Source organism: Peptoniphilus sp. HCN-40583, from assembly GCF_037892835.1.
GTDB lineage: Bacteria > Bacillota > Clostridia > Tissierellales > Peptoniphilaceae > Aedoeadaptatus > Aedoeadaptatus rachelemmaiella.
In genome coordinates this window covers 121,292-131,506 of sequence record NZ_JBBKBU010000003.1, presented here as the reverse complement: position 1 = coordinate 131,506, position 10,215 = coordinate 121,292, and the positions used below count along the sequence as shown (strand labels likewise).

The following is a 10,215-nucleotide window of genomic DNA, read 5'->3' as shown; positions in this document are numbered from 1 at the left end:
AGACTATGGCATGCTTCCCCCGGGGGATGTGCGGAACTGTTTGGTGGCTCTCGCCAATGCGGAGCCTTCGCTGAAAAACCTCCTGCAGTACCGCTTTAAAGATGGGAATTTAAAAGACCAGAACATGGGCAATTTAATTATTACGGCCCTGACAGATATTCACGGCGGCTTCGCCGAAGGAGTGAAAGAAGCGGCGGAGGTACTCAAGATCACCGGGCGGGTCCTTCCCGTGACGGAAGAATCCATCGCCCTCATCGGCCATTACGCCGACGGGGCGAGCATTCGCGGCGAATCCGCCATTCCCCGCTACGCCTACGAAAATGACGCGGCCATTACGTCCATCGAGCTGGATCCCGAGGCGCCGAAGGCCAACGGCGATTGCATCGATGAAATTTTCGCGGCGGATCTTTTGGTGATCGGGCCCGGGAGTTTGTATACCTCCCTGATCCCCAATCTCCTCGTGCCCGAGGTGGCCCGTGCATTAAACGAAGCCCGCGCCCCCTTGGTCTATGTGGCCAATATAATGGAGCAGCGCGGCGAAACCGAGGGGATGAGTTTAAGCGATCACTTAGAGGCATTAAAAGCCCACGGCCTTACGAGACCGGTGAAGTGCATCCTTGCAAACGATGCAAAAACGGATCCGATTCTTCTGGAAAAGTACGCCCGAGAAGAAGGGGTGCGGCCCATTTATTTAGCGGCCGAGGAGCGAAAGGACCTGTCGAAAAAAGGCGTAGATGTGGAGGAAGGCGCCTTTATGGCCACAGGGGGCGAGCTCATTCGCCACGACGGCCTTCGTGTGGCTCAACGACTTTTAAGCTTATGTGACCGTTATGGGGAAATCCATTGCAAGGGATGAAAAACTGCTCTATAATAGAGAGGTAGTAGAATCGAGGAGACTGTGAGTTTTTCTAAAGATGTAAAAAATGAATTGGCCCGCGTGCCCATGGAGGACATGGCGATTCTTCACGCGGAGCTTGCGGCTTACGTGCGCACCTGCGGCGTGATCCGCCTGAGGGAAGGCCTTAGAATAGACCTTTCCTTCCACACGGAGAACGCCTCCGTGGCGCGGCGCATCCTTTCCGCCATCAAACGCCTCTTCGGCAGCGATGTGGAAGTGGCGGCGACGCAAAATATGTATTTGAAGAAAAACAAGCAGTATCGCATTCGCATGACCGACGAAGGATCGGTTCGCTCTCTTCTGATGGATAGCGATTTCCTTCGTCCCGACAATGTATTTCAAATGCACTATGCCGTGGATCCGGCCCTGTTAAGAGATGCGGCGTCGATCCGCGCCTACATCCGCGCCTCCTTTTTAGGGGCGGGGTCCGTGACCAGTCCGTCGAAGGGCTATCATCTGGAGATGATTTCTCACGACAAGGTCCACGGCGAAGACATAAGAAAATGGCTTTCGCGGGCGGGCTTTTCGGCCAAGGGCATTTACAGAAAAGACGATTACATCCTGTACTTAAAAGAGGCGGAAAAAATTTCCGATTTCCTGGCATTTATGGGGGCGAGTCGCTCCGTCCTGGAATTTGAATCCACCCGGGTGGTTAAAGACGTCAGGAACAATGTGAACCGCCTGGTAAATTGCGAAACGGCCAATTTGTCCAAGACGGTGAACGCCGCGGCGAGACAGATGAGAGACATCGATTGGATCCGAAAGACCGTGGGCCTTTCGTCTTTAGGCGAAGAGCTCATGCCCGTGGCCCTCTGTCGCATGAATCATCCCGAGGCCAGTTTAACGGAGATTGGCGAAATGATGGTGCCGAAAATGTCGAAAAGCGGCGTGAACCATCGCATGAAAAAAATACACGAGCTGGCGGAAAAGCTGAGAGGAGTTTAAATTGAAAGAGTCTAAGGTTATACTTAAAAACAAAGAGGGTCTGCACGCCAGACCGGCGGCCATGTTTGTTCGGGTGGCCAATCAGTACGAATCGGATATTACGATTGTTCGCGACGGCGAAGAGGTCAACGGCAAAAGCATTATCGGCATTATGAGTTTGGGTATTTTTTCGGGTCAAGAGATTATCCTGCGGGCCGAAGGCAAAGACGAGGACGAGGCCATCGAGGGCATGGTTGAATTTGTAGAAAAACAATTAGATTAAAAGAGCTGGCCTTTTCGACAGCTCTTTTTTTATTTAGAGAGGACGACTATGGGATCTTTCGTACATTTGCATTTGCACTCGGAGTATTCACTTTTAGACGGCTTTACGAAAATCGCCGATCTCCCCGAGCGGGTGAAGGCCATGGGCATGGATGCCGTGGCCCTGACGGATCACGGAAATATGTACGGCATGGTGGCTTTTTACAAGGCGGCGAAGGCGGCGGGGATCAAGCCTATTTTGGGCTGCGAAGTCTATGTCACGAAACAGGATAAATCGGTGACGGAGAAGAGCAATCGGCGCTATCACCTGATTCTTCTCGCGGAAAATCAGCGAGGCTGGGAAAATTTAATGGCCATCGTCTCCACCGGCTATGTGGAGGGCTTTTACTACAAGCCTCGGGTGGATATGGAGGATTTAAGAAAGCACAGCGAAGGGATCATCGCCACCTCCGCCTGCTTAGGCGGTGAGGTGCAACAGGCCCTTCTTCAAAACGACGAGACAGGGGCCAAGGAGGCGGCCCTGCGTTACCGGGAAATTTTCGGCGAAGACAATTTCTTTTTGGAGCTTCAGGACCACGGCATGCGGGAGCAGAAAGAGGTGAACCGCAAGCTTTTGCGTCTTTCTAAAGAGACGGGGATCGGCCTTGTCGCCACCAACGACTGCCACTACTTAAATAAAGAAGATGCCGACGCCCACGACGCCCTCTTGTGCATTCAAACGGCATCGATTTTAGACGAAGAGCAGCGCATGCGCTTCCCCTCCGACGAATTTTATGTGAAGAGCCCGGAGGAAATGGCGGAACTTTTCCCCTACGCCCCCGAAGCCTTGGAGAACACGGTGAAAATCGCCGCCCGCTGTGATGTGGAGCTGGAGTTTCACCACCTGCACCTGCCCCATTTTGAACTGCCCGAGGGCTACACCAACGAAGGCTATTTGCGGGAGCTGGTGGAAGAGGGACTCGTGAAGCGCTACGGCGAAGTGAATGAGGCCGTGCGCAGTCGGGTAGAATTTGAATTGAACACGATTTTTTCCATGGGCTATACGGATTACTTCCTCATCGTGTGGGACTTCATCGCCTTTGCCCGGGCATCGGGCATCGAAGTGGGCCCTGGCCGCGGCTCTGCGGCGGGGAGCGTGGTGTCTTACGCCTTGGGAATCATCGACGTGGATCCCTTGAAATTCGGTTTGCTCTTCGAGCGATTCTTAAATCCCGAGCGGGTGAGCATGCCGGATATCGACGTGGACTTTTGCTACGAACGCCGAGAAGAAGTCATCGACTACGTCATCGACAAATACGGCGAAGACCACGTGGCGCAAATCGTCACCTTCGGTACATTAGGCGCCCGCGCCGCCATTCGCGACGTGGGCCGGGTCATGGACCTGCCCTACGGCCGGGTGGACTTTGTGGCGAAGCAGGTGCCCAATGAATTAAACATTACCCTGAATCGGGCCTTGGAGATTTCGCCTTCTTTGAAAAAAGCCTACGACGAAGAAGAAGACGTGCATCGGCTCTTGGATTTGGCCCGCCGACTGGAAGGGGTGCCTCGCCACACCTCTACCCACGCCGCCGGCGTCGTCATCAGTCAAAATCCCATGACCGACTACGTGCCTCTGACGCGAAACGGCGAGATTATCTCCACCCAATTTAATATGATCGAGTTGGAAGAGCTCGGGCTGTTGAAAATGGACTTTTTGGGCCTAAGAACCCTGACGGTGATTCGCGACGCCCTGGCCTTTATCGAGCGGGACTACGGCAAAAGGATCGACTTCGATACCATGGACTACGACGATCCCGAAGTGTTGAAGCTCTTTCAGCGGGCGGAAACCCTGGGCGTGTTTCAATTTGAAAGCGGCGGGATGCGGGCCTTTTTAAAAGACTTAAAGCCCACGAAATTTGCCGACCTCGCCGCAGCCAACGCCCTCTTCCGGCCGGGGCCCATGAATCAGATTCCGAAATTTGTGGAATCGAAACACGATCCCTCGAAGATCTCCTATCCCCACGAGGCGGTGAAGGATATTTTGGAAGAAACCTACGGCTGCATCGTCTATCAGGAACAGGTTATGGAAATCGTGCGCCGGGTCGGCGGCTACTCTTTGGGCCGCGCCGATTTGGTGCGGAGGGCCATGAGCAAAAAGAAAATGGCCGTGATGGAACAGGAGCGGCAAAACTTTATTTACGGCAGCTTAACCGACGCTGGGGAAGTGGACGTGGCAGGCGCCCTGAGAAACGGCGTGGACGAGGCCAGTGCTGACAAGATTTACGACCTCATGATTGACTTTGCCAACTACGCCTTCAACAAATCCCACTCCGTGGCCTACGCCGTGGTGGCCTACCGCACGGCCTGGCTGAAGCGCTACTACCCGGCGCAATTTATGGCGGCGCAAATCACCTCCTTTATGTCCAATACCGATCACATGCGCATGTACATCGAGGAAGTGAAGCGACTGAACATTCCCCTCTTGCCGCCGGATGTAAACAAGAGCTTTTTGAAATTCAATGTGGAAGACGGGGCCATTCGCTTCGGCTTGAAGGGCATTCGCAATGTGGGGGCCAATTTCGTCCGCGCCATTGAGGACGCTAGGTGCGAAGGGCCCTTTGCCTCCATGACGGAATTTATTCGCCGAGTGGATAAAGCGGCCCCCGGCGCCATGAATAAGCGCAGCATGGAATCTTTGATTAAGGCCGGCGCCTTCGACAGCTTGGGAGGAAACAGGCCCCAGTATCTGGCCGTTTACGACAAGCTCATGGATCAGATTCAGGGAGAAAATAAGCGGAACATTCCCGGCCAGGTCAGCTTGTTTCAACAGACGGAAAGCGCCGCAGGCGACGTGCTTCCGAAGCTGAAGGACTACGACCAAAAACAGAAGCTGGAATACGAGCGGGACGTGCTGGGTATTTACGTCTCAGGCCATCCCCTGGAGTCTTACAGCGAAAGCTTAAAGCAACAAACAAATTCAAACACGGCGGATATAAAAGAGGCCCTGGAAACCGCCGATGTCTTGTTTAATCGCACCTTAGGCGGCATGTTGAGAGAGACAAGAACCTTGGTGACGAAGAAAAATAAAATGATGGCCTTCGGCATTTTGGAAGACCTTTACGGCACCATTGAGCTCGTGGTCTTTCCCCAAGTCTATGCTTCTCTGCCCCCGGGCTTTTTTGAAGAGGGCAAGCTTATTACCGTCACCGGCCGCATTGAAGGAAGCGAAGTGGAAGAAGGCAAGGTCTTGGTGGAATCCATTCGTCCCTTGGAAGAGGCGGCGCAGAAGGTGTTTATTCGCCTGAAAAATCGCGACCTTCAAGAGGAGATTGAAGGGGTGTTGGAAAAGCACAGCGGCGCCCTGGATGTGATTTTATATTTCACCGAGGAGCAAAAAGCTCTGGGTCTTCCGAAGCGCTTGGCGGTCAACTACGACGACGAATTGATTCGGGATCTGAGTGTGTACGTGGATCCCGCGGAAGATATTATCAGAAAGTGAGGCGACTATGGCCATAGGCATATTAACCAGCGGCGGCGACGCCCCTGGCATGAACGCAGCCATACGGGCGCTGGTGCGCTCGGCGGTGTACGAAAACATCGAGGTGCTGGGGATTCGAAACGGCTACACCGGCATTTTTAACGAAGACGCCATGTATATGGACCTGTCTTCCGTGGCGGATATTATTCACAAAGGCGGCACCATTTTAGGCACGAGCCGCTCGGAAAAAATGCGTACGGAAGAAGGGCTTCTTGAAGCGAAAAAGCATCTGGAGGCCATGGCCATCGAGCACTTGGTGGTCATCGGCGGCGACGGCTCCATGCGCGGGGCCCTGTCCCTGTCGAAACTGGGTCAATCGGTGATTACCATTCCCGCCACCATCGACAACGACCTGGGCTACCAACACGGAAGCATCGGCTTTTACACGGCCATCGAGACCATTTTAGATGCCATCGGAAAGATCCGCGACACATCAAGCGCCCACAAGCGGGCCAATATTGTGGAAGTCATGGGCAGACACTGCGGCGACCTGGCCCTTTATGCGGGCATCGCCGGCGGGGCGGAGAGCGTGATTTTGCCCGAGGTGGATTTCGACTTCGAGGCCGTGAAGAAAAAAATGCTCGCCGGAAAACTTCGCGGCAAGCGCCACCACATTATTCTTCTCACGGAAGACAAGCTTTCTTCCTACGCCCTGGCCAGGGATTTGGAAGAGGCCACGGGCATCGAGACACGGGTCACGGTGCTGGGCTATGTGCAGCGAGGCGGCATCCCCACCGGCGCCGACCGCATCAACGCCTCTCGCTTAGGGGCGGAAGCGGTGAACTACTGCCGAGGCGGGAAAAAATCCCTGGCCCTCGGGATGATACAAGGCAAGCTTCAGGCCATGGATTTGGAAGAAGCACTGGCCGTGGAAAAAACCTTTGACAAAGACATGTACCACTTACTGGATAAAATTTCGATTTAGGAGAGACGATGAAAAAAACAAAAATCGTAGCGACCATCGGCCCGGCGTCTTGGGACGAGGACACCTTGCGGGCCCTTTTCACCGAAGGCGTCAATGTGTGTCGCTTAAATTTTTCCCACGGCGACCATAAGAGCCACAAAGAGACCATGGATAGGATCAAAAAAGTGCGGCGGGAAATGGATCTGCCCATCGCCCTCATGTTGGACACGAAGGGGCCGGAGATTCGCACCGCCACCTTTAAAGGCGGGGAAGCGGTCCTCGAAGAAGGGGGCGCCTTCGCCCTTTATGCCGAGGAGAGAGAAGGCGACGCATTCGGTGTAACCATCACCTACGCCGACCTCTACAAAGACGTTTTACCGGGGCAGGTGATCTTGCTTGACGACGGGCTCATGGCCCTTGAGGTGGCAAGCATCGAAAACAGGACCATTTACACGAAGGTCTTAAACGGCGGCGTGATTAAAGACCACAAGGGCATCAACGTGCCCGGGGCGTCCATTCAGCTGCCGGCCCTCACGGAAAAAGACGTGGAAGACATTCGCTTCGGCATCGACGAAGGGGTGGACTTTATCGCCGCTTCCTTTATTCGAAAAAAAGACGACCTCATCGCCATTCGCAATGTTTTGGAAAGCCACGGCGGCGAGGGAATCAAGGTCATTGCGAAAATCGAAAACAAAGAAGGCATCGACAACATGGATGAAATCGCCGCCTTTGCCGACGGCATCATGGTGGCGCGAGGGGACATGGGCGTTGAAATCGAAACGGAGCGAGTGCCCCTGGTGCAAAAGCAATTAATCGATCGGGCCATCGACGAGGGAATCCCCGTCATCACCGCCACGCAAATGCTGGATTCCATGATTCGAAATCCCCGGCCCACTCGGGCGGAAGTGGGGGATGTGGCCAATGCCATTATCGACGGCACCAGCGCCGTCATGCTTTCGGGTGAAACCGCCGGAGGCAAATACCCGGTGGAAGCGGTGAAGACCATGGCCAAGGTCTGCGCCTTTACCGAAGCCGCTCTGGACTACGAACATATTTTGAAAAAGAGCGACCAGTTTAAGCGAAACACCACCAATGTCATCGTGCGCCACGCCGTGGAAATGGCGGAGGAGCTTTCCGCCGATGCCATCGTCATCGCCACGGCCACAGGCTACAGCTCGAGAAATCTGGCGAAGTTCCGCCCGAAATCCGATGTCTTTGCCGTTACCGAAGACGACGCCGTGCTGCGGCAAATGAGCCTTCAGTGGGGCGTGACAGGCGTGAAGGGAAAGACCAATCAAAGGCAAATTTTTGAGGAGACGGCGAAAATCGTGAAGCGGGCCGGCTTTATTAAAGAGGGGGATTTAATCGTCATGGTGGCGGGAATTCCCCAAGGGGTGGCCGGCAGCACCAATGTGGTGAAGGTCCATCAAGTGGCATCCACCCTGCACAAAGGCGTGGGCATTGTCATGGGCAAAAAGACCGCCCGCGCCCGCATCGTCTCCGAAGACGGCACTTATATGCGGGATTTTACCGACGGCGACATTATCGTGGCGAAGGGCTATGAAAAATCGCTGGCGCCTTATTTGGCTCGGGCCGGCGGCTTTATCTCCGAAGAAGAAGGCCTTACGTCCCCTTCGGCCATTGCCGGCTTGTCCTTGGGCAAATGCACCATTGTGGGCTGTAAGGGCATTACCGACGGCTTGAAATCCGGTGAGGTTATTACCATGAACGCCGACACCGGGGAAGTCTTCTTGGGAAGCGTGCGCACGAAGTAGCCTTGCACGATGGGTGTGAAATGTTTATAATTGTTTCGTAAGTAGAGTAGACAAAAGGCGTTAAGTGTTGAGAGATGGGAAGTTGCTCTCAAACGAAGAGTGAAGAGGCTCGCTATCTTTTGTCGCATCCGCTGCTGTCCTCTTAAGCAGCTTAAGGAGGAAAAATGAAACAATTGAATACGAAGAAACTTGCCTTTTTGGCCTTGATGGTGGCGATGCAAATCGTCTTTACCCGAACCTTGGGAATCGATCTCGGCAGTGTGCAGAGAATCAGCTTCTCATTTATTCCCGTCACCTTGGCATCGGCGGTGGCAGGGCCCATCCCCTCGGGGATTGCGGCGGCTGTGGCCGACATCATTGGGTTTTTCACCAAACCCACGGGACCTTACTTTCCGGGATTCACCTTTAATGCCTTTTTAGGCGCCGTGATCTACGGCTATTTCTTCTACAAGAAAGAGCTGACGCTAAAGCGCATCATCCTGGCCAATGTGGTAGCCACCTTGGTGGTGAATGTTTGCTTAGGTACCGTGTGGGTGCACATGCTTACGGGCAGTCCCTACGGCCCCTTATTTACAGCCAAACTTCCTTTCCAAGGCTTGATGCTCGTCATTAAAATCGTCGTACAGGCCCTGATTTTGAAGCGCCTCACCGACGAAGCCGCGCGGCTGTTTCGATAAACAAGCGCCTCGCTACGGTAAAAACCGTGGCCGGGCGTTTTTTTATTGCAAATATGGTAAAATAATGGACGTTAGTCATTCTTCCGGTACTGCCGGCGAAAAGAAACAGGAGTAAAAGCAGTATGTCCAATGTCGCAATCGCATTTTTAAGTTCCGCCTTGGCGGGCCTCGCCACCATGCTCGGGGCGGTGATCGTCTTTTTGTCGAAGTCGGACAATAAAAAATTTCTCTCCTCCGCCTTGGGCTTTTCCGCCGGCGTCATGATTTATATTTCTTTTATGGAAATGATGCCCATGGCACAGGAAAATTTTCTGAAGACCATGGCCGACAAGCAGTCGCAGTGGATGATGTTGGCATCCTTTTTCGGCGCCATGGCCGTCTTCGGCCTTATTTCCCATTTGGTGCCGGAAGCCGACGCGCCCCACGACATTAAAACCGAACACGAGCTGGAAGAGAAGAGCAAAGAGCTGGCCCTGGAAGTAGTGGGACTGAAAAGCGCCATCGCCATCGGTGTCCATAACTTTCCCGAGGGAATGGTTACCTTCATGACCGGACTTATGGATCCCGCCATGGGCCTGTCCATCGCCGTGGCCATTGCCATGCACAACATCCCTGAAGGCATCGGCGTGGCGGCGCCTATTTACTTTGCCACGGGGGATAAGAAGCGGGCCTTGTGGCTCACCTTTTTAAGCGGCGTCTCCGAGCCTGTCGGCGCCATGTTGGCCTACCTTTTGCTGCGCCCCTTCCTTACGCCCTCCCTCTTCGGCGTGGTCTTCGGCGCCATCTCCGGCATCATGGTTTTAATTTCCTTCGACGAGCTTTTGCCCGCCTCCCGCGCTTACGGCGAAACCCACTTGTCTTTGTTGGGTCTGATCTTCGGCATGATGGTTATGGGGGCCAGTCTGGTTATTTTATAAAAAGAATTTGATTATTTCCTTGACATTTCTTTTATCTTTGTTATACTCATAGTCAACAATCGAATCCACATGATAGAGGCGCATTTCACATCAGTAGCGATTATCTCCGGTCAATGGATAATCGTGAAAGGGTGACGTGCCGAGGGTTGGGTGCTTGTGTCCACAAGTATCTTTCACCGGGACGTAGGAGAATATCCTGCGTACTGTCGTTCTACGGAACGGAGAGCTATCGTGCCTTTTGCGTTTCTTTTCGTATAACCAAGAGTCATGATAGTATCATGGCTCTTTTTTTCGATTGAAAACGCAGAAAGGAAGATTTAC

The 10,215-nt window shown here is 53.6% G+C and carries 8 protein-coding genes and 2 riboswitches; all 8 genes read left to right on the top strand.

What is annotated here, in order from left to right:
- On the top strand, positions 1 to 856 hold an 856-nt coding region (locus WKT05_RS02155; RefSeq protein ID WP_340412723.1), incomplete at its 5' end, for a gluconeogenesis factor YvcK family protein.
- A gap of 42 nt (positions 857 to 898) precedes the next feature.
- Positions 899 to 1,843 carry a DNA-binding protein WhiA gene (gene whiA, locus WKT05_RS02150; protein ID WP_340412722.1) on the top strand — a complete coding sequence of 315 codons (945 nt, stop codon included), beginning with the start codon at positions 899 to 901 and terminating at the stop codon, positions 1,841 to 1,843.
- Between the two features lies 1 nt (position 1,844).
- Positions 1,845 to 2,105, top strand: coding sequence for an HPr family phosphocarrier protein (locus WKT05_RS02145; protein ID WP_215508321.1), 261 nt, complete (start codon positions 1,845 to 1,847; stop codon positions 2,103 to 2,105).
- Positions 2,106 to 2,153: 48 nt separating this feature from the next.
- Positions 2,154 to 5,582 (top strand): DNA polymerase III subunit alpha, encoded by a 3,429-nt coding sequence (locus tag WKT05_RS02140; RefSeq protein WP_340412721.1) that lies wholly within the window; start codon positions 2,154 to 2,156, stop codon positions 5,580 to 5,582.
- Between the two features lie 7 nt (positions 5,583 to 5,589).
- A complete protein-coding gene (locus tag WKT05_RS02135; RefSeq protein WP_340412720.1) occupies positions 5,590 to 6,546 on the top strand; it encodes an ATP-dependent 6-phosphofructokinase in 957 nt (318 codons plus the stop codon).
- Positions 6,547 to 6,554: 8 nt separating this feature from the next.
- Positions 6,555 to 8,300: a pyruvate kinase gene (pyk, locus tag WKT05_RS02130; RefSeq protein WP_340412719.1), complete on the top strand. Its 1,746-nt coding sequence runs from the start codon at positions 6,555 to 6,557 to the stop codon at positions 8,298 to 8,300.
- A gap of 40 nt (positions 8,301 to 8,340) precedes the next feature.
- Positions 8,341 to 8,436: riboswitch (THF riboswitch) on the top strand.
- Between the two features lie 28 nt (positions 8,437 to 8,464).
- Entirely contained in the window at positions 8,465 to 8,977 is a 513-nt protein-coding gene (locus WKT05_RS02125; protein WP_340412718.1) for a folate family ECF transporter S component, read from the top strand.
- Positions 8,978 to 9,099: 122 nt separating this feature from the next.
- A complete protein-coding gene (zupT, locus tag WKT05_RS02120; RefSeq protein ID WP_340412717.1) occupies positions 9,100 to 9,894 on the top strand; it encodes a zinc transporter ZupT in 795 nt (264 codons plus the stop codon).
- Between the two features lie 65 nt (positions 9,895 to 9,959).
- Positions 9,960 to 10,131: riboswitch (Lysine riboswitch) on the top strand.
- Positions 10,132 to 10,215 lie beyond the last annotated feature (84 nt).

Coding starts and splice junctions, on each gene's coding strand:
- pyk (WP_340412719.1), top strand. CDS start 6,555: ATGAAAAAAACAAAAATCGTAGCGACCATCGGCCCGGCGTCTTGGGAC.
- WKT05_RS02140 (WP_340412721.1), top strand. CDS start 2,154: ATGGGATCTTTCGTACATTTGCATTTGCACTCGGAGTATTCACTTTTA.
- WKT05_RS02135 (WP_340412720.1), top strand. CDS start 5,590: ATGGCCATAGGCATATTAACCAGCGGCGGCGACGCCCCTGGCATGAAC.
- zupT (WP_340412717.1), top strand. CDS start 9,100: ATGTCCAATGTCGCAATCGCATTTTTAAGTTCCGCCTTGGCGGGCCTC.
- WKT05_RS02125 (WP_340412718.1), top strand. CDS start 8,465: ATGAAACAATTGAATACGAAGAAACTTGCCTTTTTGGCCTTGATGGTG.